Raw genomic sequence first — 22,638 nt, 5'->3', positions numbered from 1 at the left:
CCAACAGCTTCTTCAACTTAGTGCCCTAAACTGTCCAGCGTAACTAGACCACCTCAGACCACCTCAATGCTAGCACCAATTTTAGCGTCAGCCACAATCGTAGCACGCAGACCTTTGTATCCGAAAGTCATGTTGCCACCCCAGAGGTACTTGGGAGATACTTGGCCTAAAACACGCTGAATAGGGTCAGCTACTGGGTCATAACCAATGATAGCACCGGCAGCGTTGCGGGTAGGACGAACAATAATGCTGCCGCTTGGGTCACGCAGGAAAGCAGTGCCTTTCAATACTGGAAACTGCTGCCCTACAATTGCAGTGGGGACTGGGTTGCCGCCACCCAACGCGAGGTCGGTTACGTTGGTATACAACTCTTTCACTTCGCTGTCTTGATAGGTAAAGTTCACACCTACGTCCCAGCGGAAGCCACTCTCGGTACGAATACATCAATAGATTGGGACAATTCATTGCGGAGCAAATCACACATTTAATGGACTCAACGACAGCTGCTTTAGAACATGCTTCATGTCAATCAGCGATTCACAGCAGTATTTTGAGGAGTTTTAATTCAGTATCATTGCCTATCTTAACGGAATGTTACGCTTCCCTCCACCTTTTTTCACCATTTTAAGCTCACTAAAAACAAACACTCACAATGAAAAAAATTCTATTTCTGGTAATGCTGCTCGTCAGCGGTCTGTTGCAGCAGGCCCGAGCGCAGGACCGGTCCATCTCCGGAACGGTGACCGACAGGGCCACCAATCAAGGCCTACCTGGCGTGACAGTATTGGCCAAGGGTACGACAGTAGGTACTAGCACCAATGCCGATGGTGGTTACACCTTGTCTGTGCCTAGCACAGCAACTGCATTGGTCTTTAGCTTCATTGGCTATGCGTCGCAGGAATTGCCCATTGGTGCTTCAAACAACATCAACGTAACGCTTGCCACCGACGCCAAGCAACTGAACGAAGTAGTGGTGACGGCATTAGGTGTAGAGCGCAACCGCAACTCGCTGGCTTACTCGGCTACTCAGATTGATGGCAGCGACATCACCGTAGCCCGTAACCCTAACCCTGTTAATGGTCTTTCGGGCAAAGTTGCAGGTCTAGCTATCACCCAAAGTAACACACTGGGCGGTTCGAGCAACGTGCTTATCCGCGGCACTAAATCTTTGTTTGGCAACAATCAAGCGCTGTTTGTAGTCGACGGTGTGCCCATTAGTAACATCAACTCTAACACAACTGCTCAGCAAACTGGGGGTTCGGGTTATGATTACGGCAACGCGGCGGCCGACATCAACCCTGACGATATTGCTTCCACTACTGTGCTCAAGGGCGCCGCTGCAACTGCTCTTTACGGAGAGCGTGCCGCTAACGGGGTTATCCTTATTACCACCAAAAAAGGCCGTAAGGGCTTTAATGTGACCGTTAATACCGGTTTAACCGCTGGTCGTATTGACAAGTCCACCTTCATCAAATACCAGAAGCAATACGGTGGTGGTTACGCAGCTGCTTTCAGAACCGCTGCCGACGGCTCGCGCACGGTACGGACTGGTGATGACGCATCGTATGGCCCAGCTTTTGACCCAAATCTGCAGATTAAGCAATCGGATGCGTACCTACCAGGTTCGCCAACCTTTGGCCAAGCACGGCCTTGGGTAGCTGCCAGCAACGACCCCAGCGAATTCTTTAGAACCGGAGTTTCAACGTTGAACAGCATTTCTGTGGATGGTGGCAATGACAATGGCACTTTCAAAGTTGGCTATATCAATGACATACAGCGTGGTGTATTGCCTAACAGCAAGGTAACCAAAGATGTTGTAAACTTTGGTGGCTCCCTAAACTTGACTTCCAAGTTGACGACCAGTGCCTCAGTGAACTTTACGCGCATTAAAGGTCTGGGCCGCTACGGTACCGGCTATGGCTCTGAAAACCTTATGTCGAACTTCCGTCAATGGTGGCAGACCAACGTGGACATCAAGCAGCAGGAAGATGCCTATAATCGCACGGGAACAAACGCTACTTGGAACTATACTAACCCGGTAGTTGGAGATTTAACAGCTATTTATTGGAATAATCCTTATTTCACTCGCTTCGAGAATTACGAGGAGGACTCACGCTTCCGCACCTTTGGCAATGTCTCCACTACTTACAAAGTTGCTGATTGGTTTAACATCCTTGGTCGCGTATCGCTCGATACCTACGACGAACAGCAAGAAGAGCGCTCCGCCGTGGGAAGCACGACGGGTAGCTATCAGCCTTATTATTCGCGTTTCAATGCTACCTACCGGGAATCTAACTTCGACTTGATTGGTAACTTCAAGTTCAAATTGAGCGACGCGTTTTCTTTGACTGGTTTGGTAGGCGCCAACGTTAACCGCATTCGTCGCGAGAGCATTTTCGCCATTACTAACGGCGGCCTCGTTGTGCCGGATTTGTATTCCCTCAGCAATACCGTTGACCCGTTGAACCCTCCTACTGAACAATTGAACAGGATAGGACGCGATGGCATCTTTGCCAGTGCGACTTTTGGTTTCCGTGACCGGGTCTACTTGGATTTGACCGCTCGTCGGGATAAATCCACGACTCTTCCCCAAGCGAACAACTCATACGTTTATCCCTCCGCCGCTTTGGGATACGTTTTTTCCGAAGATTTAAAAGAGAAGACGCCTTGGCTCTCTTACGGTAAAGTGCGAGCCAACTATGCTGAAGTAGGTGCTGGTGCTGCGGCGCTTAGCGTACTTGATGTGTACGCTAAGCCTACCGCTTTTGGCTCGGTTCCGCTTTTTGCTTTGAATACAATCAAGAACAATCCTGACCTGAAGTCGGAAAAAACTCGCAGTGCTGAGGTAGGCATTGAAGCCGCATTTTTGGAAAGCCGCATTGGTTTCGACTTGACGGCTTATCAGTCGAATAGTATTGACCAAATCATTCCAGTCAATATCTCTGCCGCTACTGGCTACGCTCAGCGGTATGTAAATTCTGGTAACGTGCGCAACCGCGGCGTGGAAGTTTCGGCGTTTGTGGTGCCCATCAAAAACGAAAACTTCAATTGGCGTGTGAATGTCAACTGGACGCGTAACCGCAACGAAGTACTATCACTTTACGAAGATGTGCAAACCATTCGTTTGACCAGCTACCAGGGCGGTATCTCATCAAATGCAACTGTAGGACAACCCTTCGGCGTATTGCGTGGCAGTGACTATGTGTACCGAGATGGTCAGCGAGTAGTAAACCCAGAAACGGGCATTTACGAATTTACAGATGCTAACGCCGTAATTGGCGACCCCAATCCGAAATGGCGTGGCGGCGTTACCAACTCGGTTTCCTACAAGAACATTTCGCTTACCTTCTTGGTAGACGTGCGCTCGGGCGGTGATATCTTCTCGCTCGACCGCTACTATGGCTTGTCTTCCGGCTTGCAGCCCGAGACAGCCACATTGAACGACTTAGGCAATCCTTCGCGTTTGCCTATCGCGCAAGGTGGCGGCATCATCCTGCCTGGCGTTGCTCCCGATGGCTCTCCTAACACGGTGCGTATTCAGAATAATGGAGCCATTGCACCTTATGGCTACGGTGGCAATCCAAATGCTGGATTTGTGTATGACGCAAGCTTTGTAAAACTGCGCGAGGTTAACCTGACCTATACCTTACCCACTACCCTCACTTCGCGTTTGGGTGTTGTAAAAGGCATTGACTTGTCTATTGTTGGCCGCAACCTGTGGCTTATCCACAAGAACTTGCCCGATGCTGACCCAGAAGAAGGTCTCAGCTCCGGCAACTTTGGTCAAGGTTACCAGTCAGGTTCATACCCGACTACCCGCACTCTCGGTGCCAACCTTCGTTTCAGCTTCTAATTGCAGTATCCTAATTTTATGAAAAGAGCTCTTTATTTGCTATCAAGCCTGATGCTGGTGTTCACAACCAGTTGCGTTGATAGCCTGGATGAGTACAACGTGGATGTTAAAAGACCATCCACCGTACCCGGTGTCACATTGGTTAGTACTGCTGAACGTGCTCTTGCTCGCACCGTCACCAGCACCAACGTGAACTTAAATCCGTTCCGTCTGTATGTACAGTACTGGACTGAAACGACCTACACAGATGAGGCCAACTATGACGTTCAGACCCGGCAAATCAACAATGCCTTCTGGAATGCATTGTATTTGAATGCCTTGGGCAACCTGAACGAGGCCAAGAGAGTCATTGCCGCCGAGCCCAGTGCCGAGCCCAATGCTGAGAGGGCTGCAAAGATTAAGGCTAACCAGCAAGCATGCGTTGAGATTCTATCGGTCTACACGTGGAAGACACTGGTAGATACGTATGGCAACATTCCGTATACCGAGGCGTTGGACTTTACTAAGCCACTGCCTAAATACGACGATGCCAAGACCATTTATGCCTCCCTGTTCACTCGTCTGGATGCTGCACTGGCAGCCCTTGATAACACTGCTCCTGGTTTAGGCACTGCTGACATTATTTACGGTGGCGATATTGTTCACTGGAGGAAATTTGGTAACTCATTAAAACTCCGCATGGCGCTGACCATTGCTGATGATGACGAACCCAAAGCCAGAGCGGCGGCTGAACAAGCTGCGCCCAATGTATTTACCTCAAGCGCTGACAATGCTACTTTTGCTTTCATAAGTGCGCAGCCAAACACCAACCCGCTTTACGAGGACTTGGTGGTTAGTAACCGTCAGGACTTTGTCGGGGCAAGTACTTTTGTTGACGTGCTCAACACTTTGAATGACCCACGCTTGGGCATCTATTTCAAGCCCCAGGCACCAGGCCTCTACGTCGGTGGCGTATATGGCTCCTTGAACGACGCAGCCGATTTCTCACTTCCCGGCGAGCGGCTTGATGACCCAACCCTCCCAGGCGTTTTGTTAACCTACTCTGAAGTTGAGTTCTTACTCGCTGAGGCACGAGAGCGCGGTTTTGCAGTAGGTGGCACGCCTACTTCTCATTATAACGCCGCTGTTACGGCTTCTATCTTGGAAGTAGGTGGTACAGCTACTGAAGCTGCTGATTACCTAGCACGCCCTGCTGTTGCATATACAACTGCTGCAGGTACTTATAGGCAGAAAATCGGTTTCCAAAAATGGATTTCGCTTTACGAGCAGCCCGTAATAGCCTGGACCGAGTGGCGTCGTCTGGATTCGCCCTCCCTGGTGAAGCCTGCCAACGCGTTAAGCGACATTCCGAAGCGTTTTCCATACCCCACTCCTGAGCTAAATCAAAATGGCGCTAACGTTGCGGAGGCAAGTGCTGCCATGGGTGGAAACACTGTTTCCACTAAAATTTTCTGGGATAAATTATAGTTATCTTATTCGATAACTCTGAAAAGGGCTGCCAATCATGGCAGCCCTTTTTTATTGAATGTGTAATTCTAATGCCTTGAGCATTTATACAAAGCATATCTATGATGAAGCTATGTGCTTGTTAGTAAAAACGATGATTACGAAATATTAAATTCATACCCCTGAATCTGAAATATTGGTCAAAAGCCGTACTTTCAGCTTTTAAAGCATTACCACCCCCATAAACTTTCCCTTTTCTCCACCCTCACCTTTTAACCACTCAATGAAGAGAACCTTACTATTAAGCCTGCTTCTACTCCTGACCCTCGCCGGGCGGAGCTGGGCGCAGAGCCAACCTGTGTCGGGCCGTGTGCTCGACAAAAGCACCAACGAGGGCTTGCCCGGCGTGAGTGTGATTGTGAAGGGTACAACCGTTGGTACTGCGACCGATGTCAATGGCCGCTATGCCCTCAACGTATCGGGACCTAATATCACCCTTCAATTCAAGTACTTGGGCTATGTGACGGCCGAGCAAGTGGTGGGCGCTTCTTCTACCGTAGATGTCTCTTTGGCAGTAGACGCCAAGCAGCTCGATGAGGTAGTGGTGACTTCCCTGGGCATTCAGCGCGAGAAACGGGCGCTGGGCTACGCGGTTTCCGAAGTAAAAGCCGAGCAAGTGGTGCAAAAGTCGGAGCCGGACATTCTGCGCACGCTTTCGGGCAAAGTGCCGGGCGTGAACATTACTAGCTCAAGTGGTCTGCCCGGGGCTTCGTCCCGCATTACCATTCGAGGCAATACGTCGCTGCTGGGTAACAACCAACCACTGTTCATCGTGGACGGCGTTCCCTACGACAACTCCCAAACCGAGTCAGAGAACCAGCTGGTGCGCGGCGCAGGGTACTCGAGCCGCACGGCCGACATTGACCCCAATAACATTCAGTCCATCAACGTGCTGAAGGGCGCCGCGGCTGCCGCTCTCTACGGCTCACGGGCAGCCGGTGGGGTGGTGGTTATTACCACCAAAACCGGCAGTGGCCAACGCGGCGCCAAAGGCATTCAATTGGGATACACCACTGGCTACTCGCTGGAGAAAATTGCGGGTTTGCCCGAATACCAGAATAAGTACGGCACAGGCGCTAACTTCGGCAACGGCGGTAATAACTATTCGACCAACGGTTCTTGGGGCCCGGCTTTCGGCAGCGACCTCGCGCCTACTACCCTGCCCCACCCGCAGGCGGGCAACGCCAACTTGGGCATTCCATTGGATGCGCGAATTCCTTACCAGGCTTACCCCAATAACGTCAAAGACTACTTCGACACGGGTCATTTATTCGAAAATTCGGTTTCGCTCACGGGTTCGGGCGACAACACCACCTTCACAGCCATTCTCTCACGTGCTGACCACGTGGGCACTATCCCGAATTCTAAGTCAGTGCGCAATAACCTGAGCGCCGGCGGTTCAGGGCAGTTCAACAAGTTCACCGTGAATGGCTCGGTGGCTTACACGAACACCCAACAGCAAGGGCCTCAGCTAGGTGCCAACAACGCCGTGGGCAACGCCTCTGCCTTCGCCCGGACGTTATTCATCCCGCGTAACCTCGATTTGCAGGGCCTACCCTACATCGACCCCGTCACGCGGCAACAATACTTCGGGTGGCTTTCCGGCCAGGCCGACAATCCGCGCTGGAGCACCGAAAACAACCAATATACCTCCCGCGTCGACCGCGTGACGGGCAGTGTGGGCCTCAGCTATGCCTTTAAGGAGTGGCTGACGCTGAGCTACACTGGCGGCGTCAATACCTACACCGACAACCGGCGCACCACCGTACGCCCAGGTTCCAACGGCTATGGCGGAGAAGGCAATGTGCTGGAGGACAACATCATCAACACAGAGCTCGAACAGACGGCACTGTTGACGTTTAACAAGAATCTGACCGAGGACATTAGCCTGCGGGCATCGGTTGGTCAAAACATCAATCAGCGCCAACAGGACTTCCGGGCTTACTCGGGGCGAGGCATTATTGTGTTCGGCATCGACAACATCGAAAATACCCGGGAGAAAAACACCAATGGCTACGCTTTCTCGAAGCGGCGCTTGATGGGCATATTGGGCGACGTGACGGTTGGCTACAAGGATTGGGCCTTCTTGACGGCTACGGCCCGCAACGACTGGTCTTCGACCCTAAATGAAAACGGCGAAGTTGGCAAAAGCGGCCGCTCCTTTTTCTACCCCAGCGTAAGCGGTTCGGTAGTCATCAACGAAGCCCTCGGGCTGGACCTGCCGGCGTTGTCGTTGGCTAAGTTGCGTGTGGCGTACGCCCGCGTGGGCCGCGATGCGACTCCTTACACGGCTGGCCCGACCCGTTTTAGGATTAATCCCTCGTTCGGCAATGCCGGCCAAGGCATTGGAACAGAGTTTCCCTTCAACGGCATCACCGGGCTGGGTTTGGGCGGAGTCATCGGCAACCCGGCCCTGACACCAGAGTTTACCAACGAGTTGGAAGTCGGCACCGACTTCTCGTTCTATAAAAATCGCATCACGCTGGAAGCGTCCTATTACGACCGGCGCTCGACCAACCAGATTGCTCCTGTGGCGCTGCCTTTGGCAACCGGATTTGCAGCGTTCGAGACCAACTTTGGCGAGATTTCCAACAAAGGCGTCGAGGTGGCGCTGACGGGGGTACCTTTCCAAACCAAGGATTTCAGCTGGAGCAGCACTTTCAACTTTACCCACAATAAAAATAAAGTAGTCAGCCTGATTGATGGCTTGCCGCAACTCGCTTTTGGCACCGGGTTCAGCGGCGGCATTCAAGCCATTCTGCAGCCGGGCGAAGACTACGGCGTGCTGTATGGCAGCACGGCAGCTCGGGATGTGAACGGCAACTACCTCATCAACCCGGCCACGGGCTACATGATTGAAGACCCCAACCCGAAGGTAATTGGCAACCCCAATCCCCAATTTCAGATGGGCTTCATCAACCAGTTCACGTACAAAGGCATCACGATGAACGTGCTGGTGGATTACCGCAAAGGCGGCGACTTGTACTCGACCACGCTGCAGTCGTACCTGGGCCGTGGCGTGACCAAAGACACCGAAGACCGGGAGCGCCTCGTCATCATAAAAGGCGTGCAGGGCGACCCAACCTCACGTCAGCCGCTCACCAACGCCGACGGCTCGACGATTCCGAACAACACGGCCATCTCGGTTAACGACTACTACTTCAGTTCCGGTGCTGCCGGCCTGGGCAGCATCGATGAGTTTGGCATATACGACGCCACCACCGTGCGCCTGCGCGAAATCTCGCTGGGTTATACCCTCCCCAAGTCGCTGCTGGCCAAAACACCGTTCGGTCTGGTCAGCCTCTCGGTATCGGGCCGCAACCTGTATTGGTACTCGCCCAACATCCCGAAGTACACCAACTTCGACCCCGAAACCAGCACGTTCGGGGCCAGCAACCAGCAAGGCTTCGAGTACACCAACGCCCCCAACAGCCGGCGCTACGGTGTGAACCTGCGGGTTAATTTCTAATCAGACTCAGCTTTCCTATTCATGAAAATACGTACCATTTCCATGGCGCTGGTCTCGGCCGGTTTGCTGTGGGTAACTCCGGGGTGCAAAGACTTTTACGACGTAAACGTTGACCCCATCAGCCCTACCAAAGCGGACTTGCAGCAAGTGCTGCCGGTTACGCAAACGGCTATTTCTACCTATTTGGGCTTCAGCATTGCGGGCCTGGGGCAGCCCACCTCGGCGCTGATGCAACAGATTTCCAACGGCCGGGGCATCGGCACCTACCAGCAAAGCGGCGACTCGTTTAGCAATCAATGGAACGGCTTGTATTCAGATATGCTGGCCAACAACGAACTCATCATCACACAAGGCACCGCAGAGCAGCGCTGGCTGTTTGTCGGCATCGCCCAGATACAAAAAGCGTATGTGTTCAGCCAGTTGGTGGATTTGTTCGGCGATGTGCCGTATTCAGAGGCCCTTAAAGGAGCACTGAACCGCTCTCCGCGTTTTGACAAAGACGCTGACATCTACAACGGCAACCAAAGTCTGGGCATCCAGGGCCTTTTTGCGCTAATAGACGAAGGCATCGCCAACCTGGCAAAGGGCGGCACTAGCCCGGCTGCTAGGGACCTGATTTATGGCGGCGACCCCGGTAAGTGGGCCCGTTTTGGCCGCACCCTCAAGCTGAAGCTTTACGTACAAATTCGCAAGACCCGCAACGATGCCGCCTTTCAGCAACAAGTAAAGGCCCTGCTGGATAACCCCGCCAACCTGTTGGGTCCCAACGACGACTTTGAGTTTAAGTACGGCGCCTCCCAGTCCCCTGCAAACCGCAACATTGGGTTTTTGTCGGATTACGTGAACACGGCCCGGGAAAACAACATTGCGCCCTTCTTTTACGTGATGATGCGCTACGGCAATGGGACCAATACGGTGAACCCAGGCCTTGCTCCTGGCCGCACTTCAGACCCCCGCATCCCGTACTATTTCTTCAATCAGCTACGTGGAGCCGTCATCAATTCGTCTTCTTACGATTATCAGGACCCCGGCAACCCCGATTTTGCTACTACGCGCCAAGGCAGTACCGGCCCGGCTAGCGCCAGCACGCTCTCCGGGAGCACGCGCACACTGCCTGGTCTGTACCCGGTAGGAGGTCGCTACGACGACGGCCGCGGCGGAGAAGTGAATTCCAGCTTTGGCCGGGGGCTAGTGGCCCAGCGCCTGTTGCCGTACTTCAGCCGCAAGTATTTGGAAGCAGAAGCCCAACTGACAATTCTGGGCAACCGAGCCGCGGCTCGCGTTGCTTTCATTCAAGCGGTGGACGCTTCGTTTGCGAAGCTTAACGCCATTGCTATTGCGGAAGGAACCTCTCCTGTTCCTGCTCTTTCTTCCGGGTCTCCTTATCCCGACCTTAACGCCGCTCGGGCCCTTGCGCCTCTCTCCACGGGCCCCTCCAGCGTTGTTGCACGCTACGACAGTGCCGCAGCTATTCGTTTCGATGGCGCTACCCCCCTACGCACCATTATGGAGGAGAAATACATTGCCAGCTTTGGCATGGGCCCGGACATCTACACGGACTGGCGGCGCACGGGCTTTCCCATCATCACCGTACCGGACAATGGCAACATCGGCAACAACGCAGGACTGCTTGATGACAACGACCCGGCAACCCGTGGAGCTGGCCTGTTCCCCCGGCGCTTGTTCTACTCCCAGCAGGACATCACGGCCAATTCCAACCCTGAAGCACCCAAAACTCAAGTGGACCCCGGGAGTGCCAATTATCGTATTTTCTGGGACCGGTAGCGCCCACCTTTTCCCACAGCCCCACATCGACTTATACTATGAATAAAATCATTTTTGGCCTCTTGCTACTTACAGCAATCGGCTCACTCAGTTCCTGCGAGGATAGCAGCAAGATTCCGGCCCCGGAGGTCACTAGCGTACCCCTGGTTGTTGCTAAGCCCAGCACAGACCCCAAAAAAGACCACTTCAACACGACGCGGGCGGCATTCAGCATCACCCGTCTGGCCTCAGACCCCAATCCGACGCGCCCCGTATTTGAATTCACGTTTGACATCCCCAACCAGCGCGATGTAAAAATCAAAACGGTGGAAGTGTACAAAAGCTTCAAGCAGCTAACCAGCATTGGGCCTCGGGTGCTTGTGGGTGAATACAGTTCGTTTCCGGCCACAGTTACGCTCAATAGCCAAGAGGCGCTCACGGGCCTGCAACGGCTCCTTTATGTAAGCGGAGTCAGCACGCCAACTTTGGATAACCTACTGGGTGACACTCCCAGCAGTCGCAACGAGATTGTCTCGGGCGATGTCATTCTTTTCACCTTCGAGTATGTGCTCGAAGACGGGTCTCGGGTAATTCTCACTCCTTTGACCGATGTGCGGCTGGCCAGTGGCCCTCCAGCCAAAGTCATTTCCGGCAACCAAGTCAATCCGCCATACGCGCTGCAGGCCCTTTTTATAGTGCGGTAATCCAGTGTGGCACTTGTTGCGTCAAGAATTACCAACTTTTAAGGTTTAGGCAATTTTTAACACGAACATTTTCGCAATGTGGCAGCAATGAAGTATTTTTGGTAATGCAACCTTTTGCAGCCTATTAAATCTTTAACCTTTTGTCCATGAAAAAAATCTTACTCATGAGTCTTGTGCTCATGTTTACCCTAATGAATGGGGTGATGGCGCAAACGCGCACCATCTCTGGTCGGGTAACCGACCAAAAGACGGGAGATGGCTTACCAGGAGTAACCGTGCTGCTAAAAGGCACAACAAATGGTGTGTCAACAAACGCTGATGGTGCTTTCAGCTTAAGCGTACCAGAATCCGGAGGCACCTTGGTAATCAGCTCTGTGGGTATGACCACGCAAGAGCGCGCAATTGGCTCTGAATCTCAATTCGCTGTGGCCTTGTCCACCGATACCAAGCAGCTCACTGAAGTAGTGGTAACAGGTTATGGTGGCTCACAAGATGTCAAGGACATAACTGGTTCAGTGGCACAAGTGAAGGAAGAGAAGCTCCTGCTCCAGCCCGTTGTCAGCGTTGACCAAGCCTTGCAGGGTCGCATGGCTGGTGTGAATATCACCTCCACCAGCGGCACTTTGGGTGACCAAGGCGCTATTCGTATCCGCGGCGCCAACTCAATTTCCGGTAGCTCGCAGCCACTGTTTGTTGTTGACGGTGTTCCGCTCAATGCCACCGAACAAACCAACGCGCTCGGCACCCGGTACAACCCCTTGTCCGACATCAACCCCAATGATATTGCTTCGGTAAACGTACTGAAGGACGCCTCAGCAGCCGCTATTTACGGTTCGCGGGGCGCCAACGGTGTAGTAGTTATCACCACTAAGCGGGGCAAATCTGGCCAGAATCGGGTTTCGGTTAACTCGTATTATGGCTTCCAAGACGCCATCCGCAAGCCTGACGTACTGGGTGCCGACGACTTTGTTGCTATCAACAATGAAAAGGCACTAAACGCCCGCACGGGTAATGTCGGTGCTCCCGGCAACCTCGGCAACGGCAGCATCCCCGCTGTTATCGCTAACAACATTGACACCGACGGCGACGGCGTTAGAGATGAAACCAACTGGATTGACGAAATTTTTCAGCGTGGTACCCAGCAAAACTACCAAGCGGCCTTGTCGGGCGGCACTGAATTCGCTTCCTACTACGCCTCCGGCGACTGGAACGACCAGAAAGGCATCATCCTCAACAACCGCCTCCGTCGGGGTTCTGCCCGTCTGAACGTGGACGTGACGCCTAAGAAATGGCTGAAAGCGGGTACCAGCTTGAGCTATGCCAAGACATACAACCAAGGCATCAGCGGTGAAAACGCGCTCGCAGGCGCTACCGTTTCGGGTTACACTGCTCCGCCAAACGTGCCGGCTTACAACCCCGATGGCTCGTTTTACTTGAACACCTTAGGCAACTTGGGCAACGGCAATAACATGATTCCAAATTCGGCCTTTGCTCCAAACGCTTACTTCAACATCCCAGGTTTCCTAACACTGAACCGTAACGACAATACTTCGCAGCGCACTTTGGGCAATGCCTATGTAACGGTTGAGCCCATTAAAGGCCTGCAGTTGACCACCAAGTACGGCATCGACTACACCACCAACGTCGAAGACCAGTACAGCTCGCCCATCCTCGGCGACTTGGGCCGCGCCTACAATGGTTTGGTGCAGGGCTACAACTCGGACTTTACTCAGTTCAACTGGCAGAACTATGCCAACTACGACCGTACGTTCAATGAGAAGCACACCATCAGCCTGACAGGTGGTATTGAATACCAGGAGACCAAGCGCAAGCGCATTTATAGCGTAGCCGACAACTTCGCCGACCCCCGTTTCAACTCTAACCTGAGTGGCTTGTACTCACCCACCTTGTTCGGTGGCGGCGATGAGTTTAACAGCGGCTTCCAATCGTATTACGGCCGTGCTAACTACTCGTTTGAAGATAAGTACTATGCTCAGTTCGCATTGCGTGCTGATGCTTCGTCCATCTTCGGTAGAGACAACCAGCGGGGCTACTTCCCAGCAGTTTCGGCCGGCTGGCGCATTTCGCAGGAGTCGTTCATGAGAAACATCTCTGTTATTAATGACTTCAAATTGCGCGCCAGCTACGGCTTAGTAGGCAACTCGGCAGGCTTGGGTTCCTACGCTGCCCGTACCCTTATTGCCGGTGGCCAGTATGCCGACCTCAACGGCTTCAGCTTTTCGCAGGTAGGCAACCCTGACCTGAAGTGGGAAACTTCGAAGAAATTTGACATCGGCTTTGACGCTGCTTTTGTTCAGAACCGCGTTAACCTAACGTTTGACTTCTTCAACAACGATGTAAGCGGCCTGTTGCTGGCAGCCCCAGTGCTGCGCACAACCGGTATCCCCGGGGCCTCAGTTAGCCGCAACGTAGGCTCGATGTACAACCGCGGCGTAGAGGTAACCTTGAACACGGTAAACGTGCGCATGGAAAATGGCTTTACCTGGTCTTCAAACCTGAACGGTAGCATTCTGAAAAATCGCGTGACGGAGTTGGCTACGCCAAACGACATCATTTCGCTGAGCCAGCGTGCTAGCGTTGGCCGTAGCCTGTCAGCATACTACTTGCCCGTATGGGCTGGCGTGAACCCGGACAATGGCAATGCGCAGTTCCTTGACAAGGACGGCAACATCAAGCAGTATGATGCCGCCTACACGAACAATGCCACTACCACCACAGGTCGCTGGCTCACTGAATCTGGTGACGTAACCACACCTATTGGCGTGGCCGACTTCAAGTACACCAAAAAAACAGGCTATCCTACTTTCTACGGTGGCTTCGACAACACCTTCTCCTTCAAAGGACTAGAGTTGGGAGTATTCATGCAATACAGCGGCGGCAACTTGATTTTCAACGGCTACCGTCAAGCCATGCTAAGCGCTAGCTTCCAGAACAACATCACGGAAATTAAGGACCGTTGGACGACTCCAGGTCAGGAAACCGACATTCCGAAATTGGTATTGCGTGATGCCGCATCGAACATGGCGTCGACGCGCTTCTTGGAAAAGGGCGATTTCCTGCGCCTGCGTCAGCTTAGCCTGGGCTACAATCTCCCCGATGCTCTTGTTAAGCGCATTGGCCTGAACAACCTACGTGTTTATACCTTGGTGCAGAACGTTTACACTTTCTCCGGTTATAAAGGCCTAGACCCAGAAGTAAACACCAACCGCACGTCGAACATTGCCTACGGCACCGACGGCCGTTCGGTTCCTCCGACCCGCAGCTTCACATTTGGATTGAATCTCGGTATCTAACCTCAACTTTCTCAACTCCTTCATATGTTTCGTAATTATAATCTGCGACCGGCGGCCGTAGCGGCTTTGCTTCTTGCTTCTGCTACAGGTTGCGAAGTCCTGACTCAAGAGCCGCCTTTTGCTCTGGAAGCCGAAGATGCTTTCTCGGCTGGCTCGCTTGATAAGACTGCCATTGGCATGTACAACGATTTGCAGAATGCCGAATTTTTGGGCGGTCGTGCGCTTATTTATAGCGATGTGCGTAGCGACGACACCAATACCGCTACTTTCTTCGGCAACATCTCAACCTTTAACCAGCAAGCCAACGACGGCACTGCAGCTAACGCCTGGACAGCCGGCTACCGGACGTTGTATGGGGCTAATTTTTTCCTGCAACAAATTGCCAAAAGCGGTGGACGGGTTACCCCTGCACTAGAGGAGCAATACAAAGGGGAGGCGAAATTCATCCGAGCTTTAGTATACTTCCATTTGGTGAACTTGTATGCTCAGCCTTACAACTTTACTTCTGATGCTTCGCACCTTGGTATTCCGCTACAGCTGACTGCCCCCGATAATCCGACCTCGGCATTTGACCCCGCTCAGAACTTGCCTCGCTCCACAGTAAAGCAAGTGTATGAACAAATGGAAAAGGACCTCACAGACGCTATTGCTAGCCTACCTGAGACGTATGCAACTTCCGCTTTTCAACGCACAGCTAGAGCTACTAAAGACGCTGCTCGCGGGCTCTTATCACGTATTTACCTATATCAAGGGAAATATGCTGACGCTGCTGCAATGGCTAACGACGTCATCAAAGGAGGCAACCATGCCTTGAATCCTAGCCCTGCTACGGTATTCACAACTGCAGGATTCCGTACTAGCGAGTCGATTTTTTCGGTAGCGATGAACACAGCTGATAACCCCAACACGAACAATGCAATCGGGCAGCACTACCTAACCCGCCGAGACATTACCGTAACGCCTTATGCCAGAATTGACACCCTTTCGTTTCGTGCTAAGGACCGCCGCCGTACCCAACTACTTTCCCCGGCTACAACGAACGCTACCAATCCCAATCTGAACACGTACTATCCCACCACGGCTACAGCGCTTATATCCACGCTAAAGTACAGTGCTGGTGTTGCAGACTACGTGCCAATTGTGCGCTATTCCGAAGTTTTGTTGAACCGTGCAGAAGGCTTGGCCCAGGCCGATGCGGGCATCAGTTCGGAAGCCATCACGTTGCTAAATACAGTACGCACTCGCTCTTTGCCACCTATTCCTTTTTACATCGGCGGCACAGTCACCACTACCGTTGGCGGCGCACCTGTCACCACTACTTATCCTGGCATAGTCTACACGGCCGCCAGCTTCGCTAACAAGCAGGCCTTGATTGATGCGATTCTGTTCGAACGCCGCTTAGAGCTTGCTTTTGAAGGTCACCGTTATTATGACTTGATGCGCTACAAACGTCCTTCAAGCCGTATTGCATACGGCCAGCAAAAAAGTATTCTGCCAATCCCAGTTGTAGATATTCAACAAAACCCCAATTTGGTGCAGAATCCTGGGTATTAAACTCACGGCAACGACCATAAAAAAAACCAACCATCTAGGTTGGTTTTTTTTATGGTCGTTGCCGTGACAGCTCAGAAGCGAAAATTTTTAACACAAAGAGCCTCTTTAAAAAAAAAGTTAGCCTTTGCAGCGCCTTACCTCTATTTTTGAAGCTGCTCACTATCTCCTCATTCATCACCAACTTAAATGTCCATGAAAAAAACCCTACTCATGAGCGTTATGCTCATGTTTACTTTTATCACCGGAGTCCTTGCGCAAACTCGTGCGATTTCCGGAAGGGTAACCGACCAACAGACCGGAGATGGCCTGCCAGGCGTCACGGTACTTGTAAAAGGAACCACCAACGGAACGTCAACCAATTCAGACGGTGGTTTCACGTTGAACGTACCAGAAGCAGGCGGCACATTGGTGTTCAGTTCCATTGGAATGACCACACAGGAGCGCCCTATCGGTGCCGAATCGCAATTCACTGTGGCACTAGCCCAGGATGTAAAGCAACTGAGCGAAGTTGTCGTGACAGCTTTGGGCATTGAGCGCGATACTCGCTCTTTGGGCTACGCTACTCAGCAAATCAAAGCAGACCAGATTTCACAAAGGTCGGAGCCAAACGTATTGAGTTCGCTCCAGGGCAAAGTAGCCGGTGTGAATATCGTCACGTCAAGCGGTCTGCCAGGAGCATCTTCGAATATTAACATCCGTGGCATAACGTCGCTACAGGGTGGCAACCAACCGCTTTTTGTGGTTGATGGCATTCCGATAAGCAACGATTTGGACCGGACTAATAATTCGCTTTTTGATGCGCAGCAGTCCAACCGTGCCCTAGACATTGACCCAGAAAACATCGAAAGCATCAACATTCTAAAAGGCCCAGCTGCGGCGGCCCTGTATGGTTCGCGAGCTTCCTCGGGTGCCATAATCATTACCACCAAGTCCGGACGTAATATCAACAAGAAGCTAGAAGTAACCGTTACCTCGGGCCTATCGGCGCAGCAGGTATACGGTTTGATGGAACTGCAAAACGATTATGGACAGGGCACCAATGGCGCCAACGTATTGGTTAATGGTGACCCAAACACTGGTGTATCCAACTCTTTCGGCCCTCGTTTCGGCACTGCGCCCACGCTTTTCAACGGTTTGCAATACCTTGATGCTGCTGGTAACCTTCAGGAACAGGACTACCGCTTGTACAAAGACAATATCAAGGATTTCTACCGTCAGGGCACCATTCTTCAAAATGGTGTCAACATTGCAGGTGGCAATGCTGACCAGAACTTGTCATTGAACATCAACAACACTGCTCAGAAAGGCATCACTGCGTTTTCCAAGCTCAACCGCACTAGCGTACAATTGGCAGGTAATACCCTCCTTGTCAATAAGCTTCGTGCGGGTGGCTCGGTAAACTTCATTCAAACAAAACAGACCGGTCCTCCACAAGGCAACAGTGGCTCTCCTTTTGGCCGCCTTAACGTCGTTCCCCGTAGCTATGACTTACAGGGCCGGCCATACATCGACCCCGTTACAAAGCGCAGCATCTTCATAAATGCCGCTATTGAAAACCCTTACTGGGGTTTGGAGCGCAATTCTAGTAGTTCGGACCTAACGCGTTTCATCAACGTAGCAAACCTTAGCTATGAGGTGACCCCGTGGTTGAATGTTGCTTACCGTGCAGGTTTAGACACCTATACCGACCGCCGTAAACAGGTTTACGACGTTGGCTCGATACGCGCCGCTAACGGCCGGATTATTGACGAAACTTATTATCGCTCCGAAATCAATGGTGACTTACTGATTACGTTGAAGAAAGACAATATTTTAACGGAAGGCTTGAATGCCAACTTATTGCTGGGTCAAAATATCAACCAGCGGCGTGTGCAGAACATTGTTTCCCAGGCCAGCGACTTGATTTTCCCTGATTTCTTTAATGCATCAAATGGTAAGGTGTACACCGGTACAGATGAAGACACAGAGGTTCGTCGTTTGTTGGGCTATTACGGCAATTTGTCATTGGCTTACAATAACTACCTGTTTGTTGACCTGACTGGTCGCATGGACCAATCTTCGACTTTGCCAAAGGCGAATAACACCTTCTTCTACCCTTCCGCTACTGTAGGCTTTGTATTCACGGATGCCTTCAAGATTTCCAACGACTATTTAAGCTACGGAAAAATCCGAGGCAACGTAGCCCGAGTAGGTCGTGATGCTCCCGTTTATACCCTGGCAACGACTTACGAAGCTACTGGCGCAGTAGGCAATAACGTTGCCTCCATCCAGTTCCCAGTTACCACTCAGGCTGGTACGTTCGCTGGTTTTGACTATAGCAACACAGCCGGCGGCGGCGCAACGCTGACACCGGAATTCACGCAATCGTATGAAGTGGGCACCAACTTGGGCTTCCTCAAAAATCGGGTATCCCTGGACTTAACGTACTTCTACACTATCAGCGAAAGCCAAATTGTTCCCGTTTCTACTGCCCCATCATCGGGTTTCTTACAGCGCTATGCTAACGTGGGCCGTCTGGAAAACAGAGGTTTTGAAGCTCTTTTGAACATTACCCCTGTTAAATCGTCGAATTTCCGCTGGGACATTTCAACCAATTTCACCCGAATCCGCAACGTGGTAAGAGAAATTGCCGAAGGGGTAACAGAATCACAGATTAACGGCAATGCCTTCACCGGGGTCACTCCATCCTTCAAAGTGGGTCAACCCTATGGCGTTATTCGTGGCAATGCTAAGCCACGAGTTACCGACCGCAACAGCCCCTATTTTGACCAATACATCATTAACCCCACCACGGGACTGTTTGCCCCTGAACTCACCAACCAAGTAATCTCCAATCCCAATCCTGACTGGCAGGGTGGCATTACTAACACTTTTAGCTTCAAAGGCATTACTGCGTCGTTCTTAACAGACGCAACGTATGGCGGCAGCATTTTCTCGTTCACTGCCCCTCAATTTAGAAGCCTGGGTGCTTTAAAGGAAACTGGGGTCGACCGGGAACTTCCCCGCATGATGCCTGGCGTAATTCCAATTACTGCTGCTGATGGAAGCGTGACCGGATATCGGCCGAACAATGTTCAAATCGATGCGCAATCCTATTGGGCGGGACTTGGCGGCTTAGCAACGGACTTGAGCGTTTTTGACGCTACGGTTTTCCGTCTACGGGAGGTATCCTTGGGCTATAGCTTGCCTAAAACACTCTTAGAGCGCACGCCTTTCGGCCAAGCGAGTATTTCGCTGTCGGGTCGCAACTTGTTCTTCTATGCCCCAAATGCTCCCTTCGACCCGGAAGTGAATACCCAGGGTTCGGGCAATATTCGAGGATTGGAACTGCAAGGCTCTCCCAATGCGCGGAACTATGGAGTTAACCTCCGTTTTACTCTCTAATCGTTTCGAAATTCATAGCATGAAATCGCAAAAATTCATAGGTTATTCGTTGGTGGCGCTTCTTGTGGGCACCACCGCCTGCAAAGATTTCCTTGACGTTAACACAGACCCTAACAATCCACTCGTTGCTGCGCCATCAAACCTGCTCCCAAGCACGGCGATAACGACTGCGTTTGCTAATGGGAACGAGATTAACCGCATTACCTCGCTGCTTGTGCAACATGTGGCGGGAACGGGTACCCAGAGCGCACCCCAAGACGTATACAACATCCGCGGTGGTTTGGACAATCAGTGGCAGGGGGAATTGTATGCAGGGGCCTTGCAGAATTCGCAAAGCATGATTGAGGCCGCCAACCGAGTAACTAGCCCAAGTTATGCCGGCATTGGCAAGTTGCTCAAGGCGTACAATTTTGCCGTGACAACGGATTTATGGGGCGACATTCCCTATTCAGAAGCTCTACAGCGTCTCGATAAACTGCAACCGCGCTTCGACAAGCAAGAAGACATTTATAAAGGGAACACGGCTTTAGGAGTTCAAAGCCTTTTTGATTTAGTGAAAGAAGGGCTGGCTGACCTTGACAAGCCCAGCACTTTCAACCCCTCAGCCACTGACGACCCTATTTACGGGGCAAGTAACCCTAGCAACCTCACACCGGCTGCCACTCAGGCTCACTTAGCCAAGTGGAAAAAAATGGGGAATACCCTGCTGCTCAAAATGGCTAACACCATTAGCCGCCGTGACCCGGTCCTGGCAAAAACCATTATTGACGAGGTTCTTGCTAAACCCGACAGCTACATTACAGCAAATTCTGAGGACTTCGAAGTGTCATTTGGCTCATCACCAGGCAGTCAAAATCCTATTTACAGCTTCAACTATGTGAATAGAACAACTGACATCTTACTGAGCCAACGGTTACTAGACAGCATGAATGTGCGCAAAGACCCACGGTTGGCGTTTTATTTTGCTTCAACGCTTACGCCCACTGCCACAGTTAACACTACTGGTACAGTAACAACGCTTCCGGGAACTACTGCGGGTAGCTTCTTAACTTTTACTGGCTTTCAAAACGGCGCGCCCGGTGCTGGACCGGCTCTTGCCAACCGTTCGCGTTACGGTAGCTATTTGATTGGAAGTACTGGCAACGCGCCCATCCGTTTGCTCACAAACTTTCAAGTGCTATTCATTCGTGCTGAGTCGGCACTTATGTTAGGTACCGCTGGCGACGCTCAAACCTTGTTCCGTGATGCAGTGCGTGCGTCTATGACCAAGGTGGGCTTAACTCCTGCCCAAATCAACGATTATTTTGCGGCGAATCCTTCGGTAGTAACCCTGGCAACGGGCACTGATGCAGATACCAAGCGGAAGAATCTGAATAAGATAATGACCCAGAAATGGATTGCTTGGGTGGGTAATGGCTATGAAGCTTACAACGACTACCGCCGGACTGGCTTCCCCCGTCTAGCTTTGGCTTTGAACGCTCAGGGAGACGACCCAAACGTCCTTCCAAAGCGCTTTGTGTACCCGGCTTCCGAATCGTCTGGCAACGCTAACAACGCACCCAATCCTGTGCCTGGCACGACGGTAGCGGTATGGTGGGACATCGATTAACGGTCGGTCCGATTAGACATTATCCTTCACTTTGCTCTCCATGAAAAATTACTTCATAAAAACTTGCGCCTTAGTACTTCTCTCAGTCGGTATCTTTTCTTGTGAGAAAGATTACGGTCCGGGCCTAGGACCATTGGAAGACAGCGTTGCCGAGATTCCAGTTACAGTAACCAACGCTACTACAATTGAGCGTTTCCCCGTGGTTACCACTTCGGTTGGTGGCGGGGGAAACATTACCATTGAACTGGCCATACCTGCTGATAAAGGCACTATTAAGCAAATCACCAAAGTTGCTACCAGCAGCTCCGTTGTTGCACTTAACCTAGCCAATATCAACTCCACGGTTCCCGTTTCCTCTCTCAATTCTGCGCCGATTAATGGCAACGGAACCAATGCTATTACTTTCAAAACTACGCTTGCGGATTACTTGAGGTACCGTAATTCTCAGCCTGCCACAGCATCATTAACTGCTGCTCAGGTACGAGACACCTTCGGGCCAGTTGGTCCAAACGCCGGTACTCCGCCAGTGCCCACCATTCCGGTGCCTAGCACGAACAGTACCCCAACGGATATTGCCTTCTATTTTCTCATTGAGTTAGAAGGGGGTACGACTATCATCCCACGGCCGGTTCGCGTGCGGGTCCTACCCTAGTTTTGAGTAGCTAATGTAAAAAGCCCTCTCGTTGTTGCAACGGGAGGGCTTTTTCGTTTCAGGAAATGAAGCATTTCATTAAAATTATCAGCATATACTGGCTGAGGTCGCGGTTTTTGACCATGCTGGCCAGGCGCTCGTCGACCAGCGCGGCCGTGATTTGGATGCGCGCGTGGGGGCCAATCTTGTCGGGCACGTCGTAGAGGATGTCGTTCAGCAAGCGCGACATGACCGTGTGCAAGCGGCGGGCGCCGATGTTCTCCACTTCGGCGTTCACCTCGAAGGCGATTGCGGCCAGCCGCTCCAGCGCGGCGTCGTCGAAAGTCAGCGCGACTTCTTCGGCCTTGAGCAGGGCCTCGTACTGCTTGGTGAGGGCGTTGCGCGGGTCCTTCAGGATGCGGAAGAAGTCGTCCTTGGTCAGGCTTTGCAGCTCCACGCGGATGGGGAAGCGGCCCTGCAGTTCGGGGATGAGGTCCGAGGGCTTGCTCACGTGGAAAGCGCCGGCGGCGATGAACAGGATGTGGTCGGTGTGGACGAGGCCGTACTTCGTGTTCACGGCCGAGCCCTCCACGATGGGCAGCAAGTCCCGCTGTACTAATTATTTCCCATTGTAAGATATAAGATGAGTCGAAATTGTCTGGAGTTCAATACTGGGATGAGTAGTGTGGTAACCGGTGTTCGCTCGCCAAAAGAGAGCTTCTACAACGTAAGTAGAGGCTTTTTTATGCTAGCAAAGCCAGATTGGACCTTACGTTTTTTGCCTTACGTAACTGCGTGAGTCTCTTCCAAAAAGCAACTGTTGATTGTCTAGTTTATCACATTTGACTAA

The 22,638-nt window shown here is 51.9% G+C and carries 11 protein-coding genes and 1 pseudogene; 10 read left to right on the top strand and 2 right to left on the bottom strand.

Features of this window, described 5'->3' with window-relative positions; all coding sequences use genetic code 11:
* Positions 1-53: 53 nt before the first annotated feature.
* Positions 54-404, bottom strand: coding sequence for a hypothetical protein (locus VF629_RS21755; protein WP_331060615.1), 351 nt, complete (start codon positions 402-404; stop codon positions 54-56).
* A 248-nt stretch (positions 405-652) separates the two neighbouring features.
* Here VF629_RS21755 and VF629_RS21750 point away from each other — a divergent pair, with 248 nt between their 5' ends.
* The 10 genes from VF629_RS21750 (at position 653) to VF629_RS21705 (ending at position 21,809) form a co-directional block, all read left to right on the top strand.
* Positions 653-3,853 carry a SusC/RagA family TonB-linked outer membrane protein gene (locus VF629_RS21750; RefSeq protein WP_331060614.1) on the top strand — a complete coding sequence of 1,067 codons (3,201 nt, stop codon included), beginning with the start codon at positions 653-655 and terminating at the stop codon, positions 3,851-3,853.
* An 18-nt stretch (positions 3,854-3,871) separates the two neighbouring features.
* Positions 3,872-5,320: a SusD/RagB family nutrient-binding outer membrane lipoprotein gene (locus tag VF629_RS21745; protein WP_331060613.1), complete on the top strand. Its 1,449-nt coding sequence runs from the start codon at positions 3,872-3,874 to the stop codon at positions 5,318-5,320.
* A gap of 262 nt (positions 5,321-5,582) precedes the next feature.
* Positions 5,583-8,828: a SusC/RagA family TonB-linked outer membrane protein gene (locus VF629_RS21740; protein ID WP_331060612.1), complete on the top strand. Its 3,246-nt coding sequence runs from the start codon at positions 5,583-5,585 to the stop codon at positions 8,826-8,828.
* A gap of 21 nt (positions 8,829-8,849) precedes the next feature.
* Positions 8,850-10,613 (top strand): SusD/RagB family nutrient-binding outer membrane lipoprotein, encoded by a 1,764-nt coding sequence (locus VF629_RS21735; RefSeq protein ID WP_331060611.1) that lies wholly within the window; start codon positions 8,850-8,852, stop codon positions 10,611-10,613.
* A 38-nt stretch (positions 10,614-10,651) separates the two neighbouring features.
* Positions 10,652-11,296, top strand: a complete 645-nt coding sequence (locus VF629_RS21730; protein ID WP_331060610.1) for a hypothetical protein — start codon at positions 10,652-10,654, stop codon at positions 11,294-11,296.
* Between the two features lie 146 nt (positions 11,297-11,442).
* On the top strand, positions 11,443-14,610 hold the full coding sequence (locus VF629_RS21725; RefSeq protein WP_331060609.1) for a TonB-dependent receptor: 3,168 nt from the start codon (positions 11,443-11,445) through the stop codon (positions 14,608-14,610).
* 24 nt (positions 14,611-14,634) lie between these two features.
* A complete protein-coding gene (locus VF629_RS21720; RefSeq protein ID WP_331060608.1) occupies positions 14,635-16,164 on the top strand; it encodes a RagB/SusD family nutrient uptake outer membrane protein in 1,530 nt (509 codons plus the stop codon).
* 192 nt (positions 16,165-16,356) lie between these two features.
* Positions 16,357-19,548, top strand: a complete 3,192-nt coding sequence (locus VF629_RS21715) for a SusC/RagA family TonB-linked outer membrane protein (protein ID WP_331060607.1) — start codon at positions 16,357-16,359, stop codon at positions 19,546-19,548.
* Positions 19,520-21,157, top strand: coding sequence for a SusD/RagB family nutrient-binding outer membrane lipoprotein (locus VF629_RS21710; protein ID WP_331060606.1), 1,638 nt, complete (start codon positions 19,520-19,522; stop codon positions 21,155-21,157). Before VF629_RS21715 ends, VF629_RS21710 begins: the two co-directional genes overlap by 29 nt.
* Positions 21,158-21,197: 40 nt before the next feature.
* Positions 21,198-21,809, top strand: coding sequence for a hypothetical protein (locus tag VF629_RS21705; RefSeq protein WP_331060605.1), 612 nt, complete (start codon positions 21,198-21,200; stop codon positions 21,807-21,809).
* A 58-nt stretch (positions 21,810-21,867) separates the two neighbouring features.
* Here VF629_RS21705 and VF629_RS21700 read toward each other — a convergent pair.
* A pseudogene (locus VF629_RS21700) lies at positions 21,868-22,404 on the bottom strand (AAA family ATPase); the annotation flags it as partial.
* Positions 22,405-22,638 lie beyond the last annotated feature (234 nt).

Origin of the sequence: Hymenobacter sp. (genome assembly GCF_036388155.1) — a bacterium.
Lineage (GTDB): Bacteria > Bacteroidota > Bacteroidia > Cytophagales > Hymenobacteraceae > Hymenobacter.
The sequence above is the reverse complement of the archived record's forward strand: the minus strand, read 5'-3'. Positions and strand labels throughout refer to the sequence as shown.